At 67.3% G+C, this 15,462-nt stretch carries 15 protein-coding genes; 8 read left to right on the forward strand and 7 right to left on the reverse strand.

The genetic code is table 11. The features are described 5' to 3' along the window. Positions 1-22: 22 nt before the first annotated feature. Positions 23-1,426: a dihydrolipoyl dehydrogenase gene (gene lpdA / locus DMB37_RS18210; protein WP_135233735.1), complete on the reverse strand. Its 1,404-nt coding sequence runs from the start codon at positions 1,424-1,426 to the stop codon at positions 23-25. A 144-nt stretch (positions 1,427-1,570) separates the two neighbouring features. Between lpdA and DMB37_RS18215 the strand changes: the two genes are divergently transcribed. The 3 genes from DMB37_RS18215 to DMB37_RS18225 all read left to right on the forward strand — a co-directional run bounded on the left by DMB37_RS18215 (position 1,571) and on the right by DMB37_RS18225 (position 4,221). Further along, on the forward strand, positions 1,571-2,605 hold the full coding sequence (locus DMB37_RS18215) for an AraC family transcriptional regulator (protein WP_240772443.1): 1,035 nt from the start codon (positions 1,571-1,573) through the stop codon (positions 2,603-2,605). Positions 2,606-2,733: 128 nt separating this feature from the next. After that, entirely contained in the window at positions 2,734-3,780 is a 1,047-nt protein-coding gene (locus tag DMB37_RS18220; protein WP_135233737.1) for an NADP-dependent oxidoreductase, read from the forward strand. Positions 3,781-3,882: 102 nt separating this feature from the next. After that, positions 3,883-4,221: an MmcQ/YjbR family DNA-binding protein gene (locus DMB37_RS18225; protein ID WP_135233738.1), complete on the forward strand. Its 339-nt coding sequence runs from the start codon at positions 3,883-3,885 to the stop codon at positions 4,219-4,221. Here the strand turns inward: DMB37_RS18225 and DMB37_RS18230 are convergent. After that, entirely contained in the window at positions 4,218-5,192 is a 975-nt protein-coding gene (locus tag DMB37_RS18230; protein ID WP_206055272.1) for a dipeptidase, read from the reverse strand. The two genes, DMB37_RS18225 and DMB37_RS18230, sit on opposite strands and share 4 nt — an antisense overlap. A 207-nt stretch (positions 5,193-5,399) precedes the next feature. Between DMB37_RS18230 and DMB37_RS18235 the strand changes: the two genes are divergently transcribed. From DMB37_RS18235 to DMB37_RS18245, 3 genes are all read left to right on the forward strand, one after another. Then, the gene (locus tag DMB37_RS18235; protein WP_135233739.1) at positions 5,400-5,945 is read left to right on the forward strand and encodes a hypothetical protein; all 546 of its coding nucleotides are present in this window, start codon (positions 5,400-5,402) and stop codon (positions 5,943-5,945) included. A gap of 41 nt (positions 5,946-5,986) precedes the next feature. Beyond that, complete coding sequence (locus DMB37_RS18240; RefSeq protein ID WP_135233740.1) at positions 5,987-8,044, forward strand: prolyl oligopeptidase family protein; 2,058 nt, start codon at positions 5,987-5,989, stop codon at positions 8,042-8,044. Between the two features lie 78 nt (positions 8,045-8,122). Continuing rightward, on the forward strand, positions 8,123-8,776 hold the full coding sequence (locus DMB37_RS18245; protein WP_135233741.1) for a TetR/AcrR family transcriptional regulator C-terminal domain-containing protein: 654 nt from the start codon (positions 8,123-8,125) through the stop codon (positions 8,774-8,776). On the opposite strand, the gene DMB37_RS18250 is transcribed toward DMB37_RS18245, so the two are convergent. Beyond that, positions 8,773-9,633 carry an alpha/beta fold hydrolase gene (locus DMB37_RS18250; protein WP_135233742.1) on the reverse strand — a complete coding sequence of 287 codons (861 nt, stop codon included), beginning with the start codon at positions 9,631-9,633 and terminating at the stop codon, positions 8,773-8,775. The two genes, DMB37_RS18245 and DMB37_RS18250, sit on opposite strands and share 4 nt — an antisense overlap. Positions 9,634-9,683: 50 nt before the next feature. Then, entirely contained in the window at positions 9,684-10,316 is a 633-nt protein-coding gene (locus DMB37_RS18255) for a TetR/AcrR family transcriptional regulator (protein ID WP_228540259.1), read from the reverse strand. A gap of 465 nt (positions 10,317-10,781) precedes the next feature. On the opposite strand from DMB37_RS18255, the gene DMB37_RS18260 reads away from it, so the two are divergent. Beyond that, a complete protein-coding gene (locus DMB37_RS18260; protein WP_135233743.1) occupies positions 10,782-11,468 on the forward strand; it encodes a ZIP family metal transporter in 687 nt (228 codons plus the stop codon). A 38-nt stretch (positions 11,469-11,506) separates the two neighbouring features. Here DMB37_RS18260 and DMB37_RS18265 read toward each other — a convergent pair whose 3' ends face one another. Then, positions 11,507-11,971, reverse strand: a complete 465-nt coding sequence (locus DMB37_RS18265; protein WP_206055273.1) for a MarR family winged helix-turn-helix transcriptional regulator — start codon at positions 11,969-11,971, stop codon at positions 11,507-11,509. 122 nt (positions 11,972-12,093) lie between these two features. Between DMB37_RS18265 and DMB37_RS18270 the strand changes: the two genes are divergently transcribed. Then, positions 12,094-13,107, forward strand: coding sequence for an SMP-30/gluconolactonase/LRE family protein (locus tag DMB37_RS18270; RefSeq protein ID WP_135233744.1), 1,014 nt, complete (start codon positions 12,094-12,096; stop codon positions 13,105-13,107). A 138-nt stretch (positions 13,108-13,245) separates the two neighbouring features. Here the strand turns inward: DMB37_RS18270 and groL are convergent, their stop codons facing one another. Continuing rightward, a complete protein-coding gene (gene groL, locus DMB37_RS18275) occupies positions 13,246-14,871 on the reverse strand; it encodes a chaperonin GroEL (protein WP_135233745.1) in 1,626 nt (541 codons plus the stop codon). Between the two features lie 248 nt (positions 14,872-15,119). Next, entirely contained in the window at positions 15,120-15,413 is a 294-nt protein-coding gene (locus tag DMB37_RS18280) for a hypothetical protein (RefSeq protein ID WP_107659693.1), read from the reverse strand. Positions 15,414-15,462 lie beyond the last annotated feature (49 nt).

A 15,462-nucleotide genomic window follows, 5' to 3' on the forward strand; every position in this document is an offset into this window, starting at 1 on the left:
ACCGTCGGCGATCAGCGGTCGATCAGAAGTTGATCATGTGGCCGGCGAGGCCGTGGAAGGCTTCCTGCAGCGCCTCGCTGAGCGTGGGGTGGGTGTGCACGTTGCGGGTGAGCTCGTTGATGGTGAGGTCCCACTTCTGCGCCAGGGTGAGCTCGGGCAGCAGCTCCGAGACGTCCGGGCCGATGAGGTGGCCGCCGAGCAGCTCGCCGTACTTGGTGTCGGCGACCAGCTTGACGAAACCGGTCGGATCGCCGAGGCCGTGCGCCTTGCCGTTGGCGGTGAACGGGAAGGTCGCGACCTTCACGTCGTAGCCCTCGTCGCGGGCCTGCTGCTCGGTCAGGCCGAAGCTGGCGACCTGCGGCTGGCAGAAGGTGGCGCGCGGCATCATCCGGTAGTCACCGAGGGTGACGGTGTCCGCGCCCGCGATGGTCTCGGCGGCGACCACACCCTGCGCCTCCGCGACGTGCGCGAGTTGCAGCTTCGCGGTCACGTCGCCGATGGCGTAGATGTGCGAGACGTTGGTGCGCATGTAGTCGTCGATCGCGATGGCGCCGCGGTCGGTGAGCTGGACGCCCGCCGCCTCCAGGCCGTAGCCCTCGACCCGGGGCGCGAAGCCGACGGCCTGCAGCACCTTGTCGACGGTGACCGTCTCCACGTTGCCGGACTTGTTGTCCTTGATCGCGACGGTGACCTTGGAGCCGTCGTCGTCGATCGACTGCACGGCGGCACCGGTGCTGATGGTGATGCCGAGCTTCTTGTACTGCTTGGTGATCTCCTTGGAGACGTCGGCATCCTCGTTCGGCAGCGCGCGGTCCAGGAACTCCACGATGCGCACGTCGACGCCGTAGTTCTTCAGGACGTAGCCGAACTCCATGCCGATCGCGCCCGCGCCGACGATCAGGATCGAGCCGGGCAGGTCGCGGGTGAGGATCTGCTCCTCGTAGGTGACCACGTTGTCGCTGAGCTGCGTGCCGGGCAGCAGCTTGGTGACGGTGCCGGTCGCGATGATCGCGTTGTCGAAGGTGACGGTCTCGGTGCCGCCCTTGGACAGCTCGACCGAGAGCGTGTTCGCGTCGGTGAAGGTGCCCTTGCCGTCGAACTCGTCGATCTTGTTCTTCTTCATCAGGAAGTGGACGCCCTTGACCCGGCCGTCCGCCACCTTGCGGCTGCGGTCGAACGCCACGCCGAAGTCGAAGTTCACCTCGCCCGAGATCCCGAAGGTCCTGGCTTCCTTGGTAAAGATGTGCGCCAGCTCTGCGTTACGCAGCAACGCCTTGGAAGGGATGCAGCCGACGTTCAGGCACACACCGCCCCAGTACTTTTGCTCGACGATCGCGGTACGGAGGCCTAACTGTGCCGCACGGATGGCGGCGACGTAACCGCCAGGACCGGCACCGAGAACGACAACGTCGTAATGGGAAGTCACGACACCGAGCCTAACTCTGTCGCTACGAGTTGGCCCACCGGTCCCCCACAACAATGCGCCGTAGGCCACACCTGGGCGAAAGTTCGGCGCTCGCGCGGGCGATCGAGTAGGGAACCGGACATATCGGCTCGCTACTGTGTGGCCGTGGTGGTGAGTCGGTCAGGGGGTGCGGCGCCTATCGACGGCACTGCTTCGACACACCTGATCCGGCTCGTCCGGGATACGGCTCGACGGGCCGGTGTCGGGGCGGACCAGCTCTCGGCGATCCACGGGATCGATGACGGGGTGCTCGCCGGGGAGCTCAATCGCATTCCGCTGAGCTCGCTGGTGCGGTTGTGGGAGCTACTCGCTCAGCTCGGGCCGGAGCCGGGTGCGGGGCTCGCGGTCGTCGCTGCCGCGCCGCTCGGGACCTTGACCACCTGGGACTATCTCGTCACGAACGGGCCGACGCTGGCGGACGCGCTGCGGGCCGCGCAGCCGTACCACCGGTTGGTCACCGCGGCGGCCGAGGGTTTCGACCTCGCGTACGACGGCGATCTCACCGTCGGGTTCCGCACCACCGCGGGTGACCCGGCCGTCGCCGCGGTGATCAACGAGTATGTGCTCGCCTACTACCTGCGGCGCGCCCGCGAAGCCACCGGACGCCGGGTGATCCCGGCCCGCGTCGCGTTCAGCCGGGCCGCGCCGAACAACCACGACGCACTGCTCGACGCGTTCGGCACCGACCGCATCGAATTCGACGCGCCGGCCGACACCATCACCTTCACCGCCGCGGACGCCGCCGCCGCGCTGCCCCGCGCCGACCCGATGCTCGCGGACCTCCTCCGCAGCCACGCCGACCTGGTCCTGTCCACCGCCCGCGTGATTCCCGGCCCACTGGAAGCGTTCCGCGTCGCGCTGGCCGCCGCCCTCGCCGCCGGTGACGCGTCGCTGGCCACCGTCGCCCGCCGACTGGCGGTCAGCCCACGAACCCTGCAACGTCAGCTCGCCGAGCACGGCACCACCTGGCGCACCGAGTACGACCAGGTCCGCTACGAACAGGCGAAAACCCTTCTCGCCGAAGGACACCTGACCACCTCCGCCGTCGCCGACCGCCTCGGCTTCACCGACGACCGCGCCCTCCGCAAAGCCGTCCACCGCTGGACCGGAACCTCCCCCACCCACCTCCGAACCAACTGACCCCGCCAGACGTGTCGCGTTTGGACCGGGGGTGGCGTTTCGGGACCTGGGTGTGGGGGGTTCGGGCTCATAGCGTTCTCGGTACCGGATCGAATGGTTCGGGGAGACAGCGAAGCAGAGGCACAGCGATGAGCATTCAGACCACTCAGGGACCGGTCACCGATGGCGTACTGCCACAGATCTCGCGGGAGATTCAGCTGGCGGCGCGGCCGATCGGTGCGCCGACCGCGCAGAACTTCGCGTTGGTGCGGCGGCCGATCGAGGAGCTCGCCGATGGGCAGGTTCTGGTGCGCAACACCTGGATGTCGGTGGATCCCTACATGCGGGGCCGGATGGACGATCGGCCGTCCTACATCGCGCCGTTCGAATTGGCTGCGGCACTGGAGGGTTCGGCGGTCGGCGAGGTGATCGCGTCGAAGGCGGCGGATATCGCGGTGGGCAGCACCGTGTCGCACTTCGCGGGCTGGCGGGAGTACGCGGTGCTCGACGCCGCTGCGGTGACCCCGATCGACACCTCGCTCGCCGCGGCGCACCACTACCTCGGTGCGCTGGGTACCACCGGTCTCACGGCGTACGCCGCACTGACCGAGGTGGCACCGGTGAAACCCGGTGACACCGTGTTCATTTCGGCGGCGGCGGGCGCGGTGGGCAGTGTGGCCGGGCAGCTCGCCAAGGCGCTCGGGGCGGCGAGGGTGATCGGGTCCGCGGGTGGGCCCGCCAAGACCAGGCTGCTGCTGGACGAGTTCGGCTTCGACGCCGCGATCGACTATCGGGCAGGCGATCTGGCCGGTCAGCTCGCCACGGCCGCACCGGAGGGCATCGACGTCTACCTCGACAGTGTCGGCGGCGAACACCTGCGGGTCGCCGTCGAGGCCATGCGGCCGAAGGGCCGGATCGCGCTCGTCGGCGCGATCAGCGGCTACAACGGCGACACCGCCGAGCCGGGCCCCGACCTGTACAAGGCTGCGACGCGGGAGGTTTCGCTGCGCGGCATGCTGGTGAACAGTTACTTCCCGATCTTCGGCGAGTACATCGGCAAGGCAGCCGCCTGGCTGGCCGACGGGACGATCCGCACCACCGAGACCGTCTACGAGGGCATCGAGCAGGCGCCTGCCGCGTTCCTCGGCGTGCTCTCCGGTGCCAATACGGGCAAGATGCTGGTCCGCCTCGGGTGAACCGGCGATCAGCGGTGTGGCGCGGCCGATGCGGTCGCGCCACAGGCGTCTCCAGCGGTTCGATCCGACCTACTTGTCGCACCCCGTCGCAATAATGGACCGATGGTGACAGCTGACGACGTGCGCCGGATAGCGATGAGCCTGCCGCGAACCACCGAGGCGCTGGTCCGCGACCGGGTCAAGTATCGGATCGGCCGAATCGTCTACCTGGCGCTGTCCGCCGACGAAACACGCATGGGTTTCGCCTATCCCAAGGCCGAACGGGCGGCACTGGTCGCCGCCGAGCCGGACAAGTTCATGATGCCGCGCCCATCGGACGAGCGGTACAACTGGGTTCGGGTGCGGCTGGCCGCCATCGATGAGGCGGAGCTGACCGAGCTCGTCGTCGAGGCCTGGCGCATGTGCGTCCCCAAGCGGGTGGCCGCCGAACACCTCGGTTAGTCGCGCCACACCTGCGCGGCGACCCGGGAGAAGTTGCCGCCGAACACTGCAGCTCGATCTGCGGCACTGAATCCCCGCCGCGCCAGCACCTCGTCGAGACCGGGCACCCGCTCCGTACCGAGCAACTCCTCCGGCGGAACCCATTGCAGTGGGCCCCATTTGGTGTACGACTCGGGAAACAGCTCCGGATGATCGGCGAGCATCCCATTGAAGTCGTCGGCGTCGAACGAGTAGTCCGAGCCGATCCCGATGTGCTCGATCCCGACCAGCTCCACGCCGTGCTCGACGTGATCGGCCATCGCCTCGATCCGCGCGGCGTCGTCGTCAAAACCGTTGCGACCCAGGAAGATACCCACACCATTGATGCCGATCACGCCGCCGGTGGCGGCACAGGCCTTCGCCTGTTCGTCGGTGATGTTGCGCGGATGCTCCCACAGCGCAGCGAAATTGGAGTGGCTGTAGATCATCGGCACCTGGGTGTGCGTCGCCAGATCCAGTCCGGTGCGCCGCGAACAGTGCGAGCCGTCGACGAACATCCCGACCTCGTTGAGGGTGCGCACGAGGTCGCGACCGAATGCGGTGAGCCCGGTGTCCTCCGCGTCGAGGCAGCCGCACCCCGCCTTGTTTACGCTGTTGTAGGTAGGCAGCATCGAACGGACGCCCAACTCATAGAACAGCGCCACATTGTCCAGGTCGCCACCGAGCGGCCCCGAGTCCTCCAGATCGAAGGCGAGGGCGATGGTTTCCGGATCGCCGATATCGGAGTGGCTGTGCACCAACCGGAATCGACCATCGGCGAGCGCGTCCGCGCGATATTGCCGGGTCAGCTTCAGCGAATCCTCCGTCGTATGCGGCGAATACCCGACATTCACCGACAGGTACGACCCGAGCGGATAGCGCGCGAGGTCCGCGATCCGCGCCGAAGGCACCAGCGGTAAACAGCAGTGCTGCTCCCAGAGAAACGGCGGCAAAGAAACCTCCTGGTCGGATCAGCGTCGAACTCGCGATCCTACTGAGCCGATGCCGGGACCACCGTCAGGTGCGTGCGGTGTCGAACGCGTATCGAACCGATATACCAAGGTCACGAATCCTTTTCGAGTGCGGCACGGCAGTAACGTCCCGCCCGATTCGCCCGATTCATCGAATAATTCGTTCTTACTGCCTGAAGGCGGTGCGGCATGCGTCGCATATTTCTGTTGTTCACCTCCGTCGCGACTCTCGTCGGCCTCTGGATCATTCCCGGGCCGGCCGCGGCAACTCCCTCCTACTGCGGATTGGTGTGGGGTTCGCTCGATAAGGCGAGCCCTCCGATGTCGACCGGCCCGGTCAACGGCGTTCGGTCCGGTCGGCACGAATGCTTCGATCGGCTCGTCATCGACCTCACGGGTTCGGCGCCTGGCTATCACGTCGGCTACGTCGACAGGGTGACGATGGACGGATCGGGCACACCCGTACCGCTGCGTGGCGGGGCGTTCCTGAATGTGGTCGTGCACGCGCCCGCTTACAACGCGGCGGGCCAGCCCACCTACCAGCCGCAGAACCGCAATGAGCTGGTGAATGTGGCCGGTTACCAGACCTTCCGTCAGGTGGCCTGGGCCGGCTCGTTCGAGGGGCAGACCACGGTCGGTCTGGGTGTCCGCGGGCGGCTGCCCATGCGGGTGTTCACCCTCGACGGACCGGGTAGCGGAGCACGGGTCGTGGTGGATGTAGCGCACTTCTGGTAACCCCGGGGACCTGGTCCGCGCCGCTCGGCAACAATGTGGGGATGAGTGGCGTTGAGCAGAATGTGACGGACCCTTACCTCTGGCTCGAAGAAGTGACCGATGAGCGGGCCCTCGACTGGGCGCGCGCACACAACAGTGTGGTCGTGGAGCGATTCGCCTCCTCGGACCGGTTCAGCGAGCTCGAACATCGCATTCTCGACATGCTCGACACCGACACCAAGATCGCGTACCCGGGCCGGCGCGGCAGCTGGCTCTACAACTTCTGGCGCGACGCCGAGCATCCGCGCGGGCTGTGGCGGCGCACCACGTTCGCCGAGTACGCCAAGGAGTCACCCGACTGGGACGTGCTGATCGACCTGGACGCGCTGGCCGCCGCCGAAGACGAGAACTGGGTGTGGGGCGGGGCCGCCGTGCTGCGCCCCGAGCAGTCGCGGACCCTGATCAGCCTGTCGCGCGGCGGCGCGGACGCCAAGGTGGTGCGCGAGTTCGACATGGCGACGCGCACCTTCATCGACCCCGCCGACGGCGGCTTCTTCCTGCCCGAGGCGAAGTCCGAGATGCGCTGGATCGACATCGATTCGGTGTACGTCGGCACGGATTTCGGCCCTGGCTCGCTGACCGAGTCCGGCTACCCGCGCATCGCCAAGCGCTGGCAGCGCGGCACCGAGCTGGCCGACGCGGTGACCGTCTTCGAGGGCGAGCCCGGCGATGTCGCGGTCTCGGCGGGCTACGACCGAACCCCCGGCTACGAACGCCATTTCATCGGCCGCGCCACCGACTTCTTCAACGAGGAGGTCTACCTACTCGAAAACGACGGCACGCTGCGGCATCTGGAGATTCCCTCCGACGCGAGCGAGTCCTGGTACAAGGATTGGCTGCTGGTCCGGCTGAAGTCGCCGTGGGAGGTGGGCGGCACCGCCTATCCCGCGGGCGCGCTGCTGGCCATGAACTTCGAGAAGTTTCTCGCCGGCGGACGGGAATTCGAGGTGATCTTCACCCCGGACCCGCACACCTCGCTGCACGGTTACGGCTGGACCGAGAACCATCTGCTGCTCATCACCCTCGAGGACGTGCAGACCAAGCTCTACGTGCTGACGCCGGGCACCGACGGCTGGCGCAAGGAGTCGCTGGCCGACACCCCGCCGATGGCAACCACCAGCGTGCTGAACCTGGACCCGCTCGAGGGCGGCGACGAATTCATGCTCACCACAAGTGGTTTCACGACGCCCGCCACGTTGCTGGCCAGCTCGGTGGGCGGCGCCACCGAGCAGCTCAAGCAGGAACCCGGCTTCTTCGACGCCGACGGCATCGAGACCGAGCAGTTCTTCGCGACCTCCGACGACGGAACGCAGGTGCCGTACTTCGTCATTCGCCATCGCGACCGCAGGGGGACCCCCGGCCCGACGGTGATGTCGGGCTACGGCGGTTTCGAGGTCTCGCGCACGCCCGCCTACAGCGGCGCGTCCGGGATGGGCTGGCTCGAGCGCGGCGGCACCTGGGTGATGACCAACATCCGCGGCGGCGGTGAGTACGGCCCGCAGTGGCACACCTCGGTGCAGAAGGCCAACCGGCACAAGGTGTACGAGGACTTCTCCGCGATCGCGAAAGACCTTGTCGCGCGCGGCATCACGACCGCCGATCAGCTCGGCGCGGTGGGCGGCAGCAATGGCGGCCTGCTGATGGGGGTGATGCTGACCCGCTACCCGGAGCTGTTCGGCGCCATCGTCTGCCAGGTGCCGCTGCTGGACATGAAGCGCTATCACCTGCTGTTGGCGGGTGCCTCGTGGATCGCCGAATACGGTGACCCGGACAAGCCCGAGGAGTGGGAGTACATCAGCAAGTACTCGCCGTATCAGAACGCGCGGGCCGACGTGGCCTACCCGCCGATCCTGCTCACCACGTCCACCAGGGACGACCGCGTGCATCCTGGGCATGCCCGCAAGATGGCCGCGCTGCTCGAGGAGCAGGGCCACGAGTTCTGGTACCACGAGAACATCGAGGGTGGGCACGGCGGCGCGGCGGACAACAAGCAGTCGGCGTTCCAAGCCGGGCTGATCTATGAGTTCTTCACGCAGATGCTGATCGAGCGGCGCGGATAACGACCGATTCCCGGGACCTGGGCCTACGGTGTAGCTGATGTCTACGTCGTAGACCCGGGGTTGAGAGGAGAGCTGGTCGTGGATTCCGACAACGCCGTCGAGGTGCCCCGCGCGCGGCGCGCCCGCACCAGGCGCGTAAACCCGGCGCCCACGACACGGACCGCGTTGAACCGCGACTATATCGCCGCGGTCGCGCTGAATCTCATCGATCGGACCGGTGTCGACGGATTCTCGATGCGCAAACTCGGCACCGCGCTCGGCGCCGACCCGATGGCCGCCTACCGGCACTTCACCGATCAGCAGGAGCTGTTCGACGCCATCGCCGACACCATGTTCGCCGAGCTCGACATGGAATCCCTACCGTGGCAGGAGCCTTGGCGCGATCTGATGCGCGCCTACGCGCACCGGCTGCGGTCCACGCTGCGCAGGCATCCGAACGCGGTGCCGGTCTTCGCGACGCGTCCGGTGCGCAGCGACCTGGCCGTCGAGACCGGCAGCTGGATGGTGGAACACCTGCAGGGCGCGGGGTTTTCGGCGGCCGTCGCGCGCCAGCTGACCCGCTGCCTGCGCGAGTACACGATCGGCCACATCCTCGGCCACGCCATCGCCACGGTCGCCGCGCAGCGCACCGAGGAGCACGCGGAGCCCGAAGCCGACCACTTCGACGTGGGCCTGGACGCCATGCTCGACGGGTTCGACCGCCATCGCGAGGTCGGCCGCAGGCCCGGCTAACGATCGCGCAGCCACTTCTCGATCTGATCGATGGTGGTGGTGTTCTCCCGGATCCAGCCGTTGTGCCCCAACGATTCCGGCTGATGCCAGGTGGTTACCTCGGCCTTGGGCAGCTTGGCCAGCAGGTGTTCGGCGGATCCGGGCGGGGTGAGGTCGTCGCCGGTGACGGTGATGGACAGCACCGGCAGCTTCAGCCGGGAGATCCGCTCCTCGTAATCGATGTCCGCGCCGACCGGCTGGAACCGGCCGGTGCGGGCCAGCCGCGCCCAATCCGCGATCAGCACCTTGGATTGGCGGCCGAAGCCGCCCGCGGGGATCCGGTCCCCCGGCCAGAAGCCGGCCAGGTTGGCCGTCAACGACGCGGCCGCCGTGCCGACCAGGATGCCGGGACTCGAAAGTCCCGGGTAGCCACGGTAATACGGTGTCCCGGAGGCGACCAGGATCAGCCCGCCGAGCCTGCCGCGGATCCGCGCGGCGTACATGACGGCGAACTGCCCGCCCATGCTGTGCCCGAGCAGATACGGTGTGCTGGCCGGGAACCGGTCGCGCACCACCTGGAAGATCGCCGGGAAGTCGACCGACACCAGCTCGTGGTAACCGTACGTGCTGGCGGCGCTCGGCTTCGGCGTGCTGTCGCCGTTGCCGCGCAGCTCGCCGATCGCCACGTCGAAGCCGCGCGCCGCCAGTTTCGCGGCGAACGACTCGTAGTACCCGCCGGGGACGCCGAGCCCGGGCACGATCACCAGCACCGGGCGCGGCGCATCCGGGGTGACCGGATGTCGATGGGCGCCGGTGGCCGGGATCAGCCGCACCGGAACCGTACTGCCATCCGGCATTTGGATCGGAACCGTTTCCATCCCGCGCACGCTACCGGCCCCGTTGCCGCCGCGCCTCGGCTGCTCGGCGCTCAGGCGCCGACCGCCCCCATGATCACCCTGCTCAGCACCCTGATCACGTCGTCGAGCGGCGGGCGCGGGTCCGCACCGCTCCACGAATCCACCACGTAGTTGACCGCGCCGATGATGGCGAGCACCCGCATCTCGTAGTCGCCGGTCGGGATCTCGCCGTGCATGGCCGCGTCCTCCGCGGCACCCGCCAGCAGCGAACCCCACACCCGGCGCAGTTCGAGCCGGAACTTCTCCACCTTCGGGCCCGCACCGACCACCTCGACCAGTGCGACGCGTGCCTTGCGCGGGTCCGACCCGATGGACTCGACGTACGCCCGGACGGACGCGTCGATGATCTCGAGCGCACTCGCGTCGGCCTTGCTCTCCAATGACTTGGCGACCGCGTCGCGCGACTCGCGATCGATCTGCTCGTAGAGCTCGAGTAGTAGCGACTCGCGCCCGGTGAACTCCTCGTAGAACTGTCGCGAGGAGAGTCCGGCGTCCTTACAGATGGCGCCGACCGAACTATTGGCGTAACCGTCGCGCGCGAAGACCGTCAGGCCCGATTCCAGAAAACGCGCACGCCGCTGACGTTGCCGGTCCTCGACGGGTTGCCCGGCATACATTCGACCCGTATTCGCATCCTGTGACATTGGGCCAGACAATACAGAAGGCCGAGAAGCACTCGACATGGATCGGGTCCTTGGTATCAACCCGCAACTGACCAGGCGTTTGCCGAAAGTTGGCAGGGTGGTTACCGACTCGGCACGCACTCATCGAACCCCTTGCGAGCAGTACCGAATCCCGCTCCGCAAGCACGCTTTAAGGCGGATCGGACCCATCGGGTCTGCGAATCGCACGCACGGCGTTCTTGTCACTGAGTGTTTGCCGAGCCAATCGATACTGCGGCGCCGAGCCAGCCACGCGCGATTTTGACGGGAATTCGTAGAATTATTCTTTTTCCGAACTGGTCCGCTGGTTATGCCTGATTCGTCCTGTCCGCCAGGCAACTTCGCGAAGTAGTGGTACTTCGCAATAGCGCGCCGATTAGTTCGAGGTGGACGCACCACCGCCGGCACCTCGGCCCCGAACAACCGTGCCCCATTAGGGTGAATCGCATGCTGACTGCGTTGCTCTACGGGCTCGGCACCGCCGTACCCCTGGTGATCGGCGCCGCGATCGGCCTGCGGTGGACCTTGCCGAAGCCCTTGCTCGCGTCGTTGATGGCGTTCGGCGCGGGCACCATGATCGCCGCGGTATCCAACGAACTCTTCGAGCCCGCGTTCCATCAAGCGGGTGCGCTGATCGCGGCCGTGGCGCTGTTCGGGGGCGCGGGGGTGTATGTGGTGGCCAACCATCTGATCGAAACCAAGTTGGGCGCCAACGCTATTGGATGGGCGCTACTGCTCGGCACGGTGCTGGACGGCATTCCGGAGAACACCGCGCTCGGCGTCACCCTCGCCGGTGGCGGCGGGCTGGCACTGCTGGTCGCCGTCGCGGTGGGCAATGTGCCGGAGGCGATCAGCGGGGCCGCGTTGATGCGCGACAAGCACGGGGTGCAGCGCCTCGGCCCGCTATGGCTCTGGGCGACAACGGGTTCGGTTCTCGTGGTGGTCACCGTGCTGGGGAATGCGTTGTCGGACAATCTTTCCCAGACCAACATCAGCACCGTGCAAGCGTTCGCCGGCGGCGCGACCCTCGCGGTACTCGCCGACTCGCTGATGCCCGAGGCTTACCGTGAAGGCGGCTGGTGGGTCGGAATGGCCACCGCCGCAGGATTTCTCGTGGCTTTCCTGCTGGGCTGACACGTCTGGCGACGGCACCTTCGACGCCGCGCCCCTGCCTACTTTTTGGTGGCGGCAGGAGTTTCGGGGCGGACGGAGTCGAAAAGGTCCGCGCAGCGGGTCAATAGGTCCTGCAGCGTCCCGCGTTCGGCGTCGGTGAATCCGGCCGCCACCGCGCGTTCCACCCGGACCGCCCTGGCGTCGGCATCCCGCATGACGGCGGCACCCGCCTCGGTGAGGCGGGTTTCCAGGATGTTCTTGTGCCAGGCGTGTGGGGTGCGCTCGATGAGCCCGCGGTCCTGCAGGTTGGTCAGCACCGTGTTCATCGTCGGCGGCGTCACGCCGCACAGCCGGGCCAGCGCGGCGGCCGAAATGCCGGGGTTCTCGTCGAGATACAGCAGCGCGGCGTACTGCGCGACGGTGACGCCCGCGGGCTTCAGCGCGGCATGCTTCGCCGTTTGCAGCGCCTGCTCGGCGCGCTTCACGTAGGAGCCGAGGCGCTCGTTGGAGGGCAGGGACGTCATGACCGCATGGTATCCGCCCGTCTTCACCTAAGACTCTTGACGATTATTAGAACTCTAATCTATGTTCGTGTCCATTCTCAGATGTGACTACATCCGAGTGATAGACCTGATGAGAGGCGACCATGTCCCACGCAACGCGCCGCCGCCTGGCAACCCTCGCCATCGCGGCGTCCTGTGCCGCCGCCGCGGCCTGCGGTACCAGCGAAAACACTGCGCAGCCCGCCGCGTCGTCCGCGCGGATCACCGCCGCCTACGCGCTACCGAGCGACCGCGCCTACCCCGAAGGCATCGCCGCCGATCCGCGTACCGGCGACACCTACGTCGGCTCGTACAGCACCGGAGCCGTCTACAAGGCCACCCCGGGAAGCAAGCAGGCCGAGACCTTCCTGCCCGAGGGCGCCGACGGCCGCAAGACCGCCAACGGCCTGAAGGTCGACCGGACGGGGCGGCTATGGGTGACCGACTCGACCGCCGGGGTCGCCGTGTACGACACCGCGTCCCGCGCCCTGATCGCCCGGTTCGACGCGCCGGGCCCGGCGGCACGCTTCGTCAACGACGTCGCCATCACCCCGGACGGCACCGCCTACCTGACCGACTCGGTGCGCGGCGTCGTCTACCGCATCACCGCAGCTGAGGTTGCCCACGTCGCGGCACACGGCGGACGTGCCGACATGACAACACAATTCGATCTGAACCCGGTCCTCGCGCCGCGCGCACCCGGCGGCTTCACACTGAACGGCATCGTGACCGACGCGGGTGGCCGCTACCTGTTCGTCGTCGACATGGACGCGGGTGAGCTGTTCCGCATCGCCCTCGCGCCGAACGCCGCGGACCCGATCCGCAAGGTCGCACTGCACGGCGGCAACCTGGCCCACGGCGACGGACTCGAGTGGCACGACAACACTCTGTGGGTGGTGCAGAACACCGACAACGCCATCGCCCGCTGGACCATGACCGACGACGGCGCCACCGCGACCCTGGACCAGCGCGTCACCGACGCGGCCCTGAGCATCCCCACCACACTGGTCCGCACCGGCAACCAACTCCTGGTGGTCGCTTCACAATTCGACAAGGGTGGCCCGATGGGACCCGGCACCCCGCAGCCCTTCGCCGTGCTCGCCGTCGACGGAATCTGAGGCCGTTTGAATGTAGGTTAGCCTAACCTGTACAGTCGGTCAGGAAGCAAGCGGAAGGGACTCCGCAGACGCCGGAAGCCGGTCCACCCGAGGGTGGACCGGCTTCCGGTTTCTAAAGGTGTTGCCTGGTGGCTGGACTCAGAAGTCCATGCCGCCCATGCCACCGGTCGGGTCGCCGGCGGGCGCGGCGGACTTCTCCGGCTTGTCGGCGACGACGGCCTCGGTGGTGAGGAACAGAGCCGCGATGGACGCCGCGTTCTGCAGCGCGGAGCGGGTGACCTTCACCGGGTCGGCGACACCGGCGGCAAGCAGGTCCTCGTACACGCCGGAATCGGCGTTGAGGCCGTGGCCGGCCGGCAGGTTGGAAACCTTCTCGGCGACAACGCCCGGCTCCAGGCCGGCGTTGAAGGCGATCTGCTTCAGCGGGGCCGACAGGGCGACGCGCACGATGTTCGCGCCGGTCGCCTCGTCACCGCTGAGCTTCAGGTCGTCCAGGGCAGGCGCCGACTGCAGCAGGGCCACGCCGCCACCGGCGACGATGCCCTCTTCGACGGCGGCCTTGGCGTTGCGCACGGCATCTTCGATGCGGTGCTTGCGCTCCTTGAGCTCGACCTCGGTCGCGGCACCGGCCTTGATCACCGCAACACCGCCGGCCAGCTTGGCCAGACGCTCCTGCAGCTTCTCCCGGTCGTAGTCCGAGTCCGAGTTCTCGATCTCGGCACGGATCTGCTGCACGCGGCCCTTGATGGCCTCCGCGTCACCCGCGCCCTCGACGATGGTGGTCTCGTCCTTGGTGATGACGACCTTGCGCGCCTGGCCGAGCAGCTCGACACCGGCGGTCTCCAGGGAGAGGCCGACCTCTTCGCTGATGACCTCGCCACCGGTGAGGATGGCGATGTCGGCGAGCTGCGCCTTGCGGCGGTCACCGAAGCCCGGCGCCTTGACGGCAACGGACTTGAAGGTGCCACGGATCTTGTTGACCACCAGGGTCGACAGGGCTTCGCCCTCGACGTCCTCGGCGATGATCAGCAGCGGCTTGCCGGCCTGGATGACCTTCTCCAGCAGCGGCAGCAGGTCCTTGACGGTCGAGATCTTCGAGCCGACCAGCAGGATGTACGGATCCTCGAGGACCGCTTCCTGACGCTCCGGGTCGGTGACGAAGTAACCGGAGATGTAGCCCTTGTCGAAGCGCATGCCCTCGGTGAGCTCCAGCTGGAGCCCGAAGGTGTTGCTCTCCTCGACGGTGATGACACCTTCCTTGCCGACCTTGTCCATGGCCTCGGCGATCAGCTCACCGATGGACGAGTCGCCCGCGGAGATACCAGCGGTAGCAGCGATCTGCTCCTTGGTGTCGATCTCCTTGGCGGACTCCAGCAGGCGAGCCGTGACGGCCTCGACAGCCTTCTCGATGCCACGCTTCAGACCGAGCGGGTTCGCGCCGGCCGCGACGTTGCGCAGACCCTCACGCACGAGCGCCTGGGCGAGCACGGTGGCGGTGGTGGTGCCGTCGCCCGCGACGTCGTCGGTCTTCTTGGCGACTTCCTTGACCAGCTCGGCGCCGATCTTCTCGTACGGGTCCTCCAGCTCGATCTCCTTGGCGATGGAAACACCATCGTTGGTGATCGTGGGGGCGCCCCACTTCTTCTCCAGGACAACGTTGCGACCCTTCGGCCCCAGCGTCACCTTGACCGCGTCGGCGAGGGCGTTCAGACCCCGCTCGAGGCCGCGCCGGGCCTCTTCGTCGTACGCAATTGTCTTGGCCATTGCGTTGAGATCCTCCACATGTATATGGCTGACACACAGGAACGACCGCAGGTTGGGTCGCCCTAATACGCTGGCCAGGTGCGGTGCCCGCGACGGACGACCGAGGGTGTCGATGGAACCCGGTCTCACCGTCCCGACCTGGCACTCACAGCTTTAGAGTGCCAACGCCATTTCTAGCACTCGGAGGTGCCGAGTGCAAGGTCCGGGGTGCTCCCGCGCCGCTCGGCTCGCAACTTTCGACACCGGGCCTAAGCCCGGTCGTCGACCCGCAACACCAGGGCCACGAACGCGTCGGTCCTGCGCTCTTCCGGGGACCTCGGCTCGCCGCCCTCCACGGTGACGAGCTCGGCATCGTGCAACAACAACTCCGCTTCGACCCGCATGATCGCCCGAATAAATGGGGGCGCCACCTCGGGGGGAAGATCTCCGTTGACGACATAGCTGCCGTCCGGCTGTGACTCTGTGGACACATAAGAAAGCGCACGCAGCAGATCGGCGCGTCGTTCCCCCGCGATTAGGTCGGAATCCGTTTCATCCGCCATTGCTATAGCTTAGCGGGCCACTATGGCGGGTAGGTTCCGGAGGGGAATC

Origin of the sequence: Nocardia sp. CS682, from assembly GCF_004634405.1 — a bacterium.
In the GTDB taxonomy this organism is placed as follows: Bacteria; Actinomycetota; Actinomycetes; order Mycobacteriales; family Mycobacteriaceae; genus Nocardia; species Nocardia ninae.

Bases quoted from the DNA above. Each gene is read 5' to 3' on its own strand.
- DMB37_RS18280 (WP_107659693.1), bottom strand. From the start codon at position 15,413: ATGGCGGATGAAACGGATTCCGACCTAATCGCGGGGGAACGACGCGCC.
- groL (WP_135233745.1), bottom strand. From the start codon at position 14,871: ATGGCCAAGACAATTGCGTACGACGAAGAGGCCCGGCGCGGCCTCGAG.
- DMB37_RS18255 (WP_228540259.1), bottom strand. From the start codon at position 10,316: ATGTCACAGGATGCGAATACGGGTCGAATGTATGCCGGGCAACCCGTC.
- DMB37_RS18265 (WP_206055273.1), bottom strand. From the start codon at position 11,971: ATGACGTCCCTGCCCTCCAACGAGCGCCTCGGCTCCTACGTGAAGCGC.
- DMB37_RS18260 (WP_135233743.1), top strand. From the start codon at position 10,782: ATGCTGACTGCGTTGCTCTACGGGCTCGGCACCGCCGTACCCCTGGTG.
- DMB37_RS18220 (WP_135233737.1), top strand. From the start codon at position 2,734: ATGAGCATTCAGACCACTCAGGGACCGGTCACCGATGGCGTACTGCCA.
- DMB37_RS18240 (WP_135233740.1), top strand. From the start codon at position 5,987: ATGAGTGGCGTTGAGCAGAATGTGACGGACCCTTACCTCTGGCTCGAA.
- DMB37_RS18235 (WP_135233739.1), top strand. From the start codon at position 5,400: ATGCGTCGCATATTTCTGTTGTTCACCTCCGTCGCGACTCTCGTCGGC.
- DMB37_RS18225 (WP_135233738.1), top strand. From the start codon at position 3,883: ATGGTGACAGCTGACGACGTGCGCCGGATAGCGATGAGCCTGCCGCGA.
- DMB37_RS18270 (WP_135233744.1), top strand. From the start codon at position 12,094: ATGTCCCACGCAACGCGCCGCCGCCTGGCAACCCTCGCCATCGCGGCG.
- DMB37_RS18250 (WP_135233742.1), bottom strand. From the start codon at position 9,633: ATGGAAACGGTTCCGATCCAAATGCCGGATGGCAGTACGGTTCCGGTG.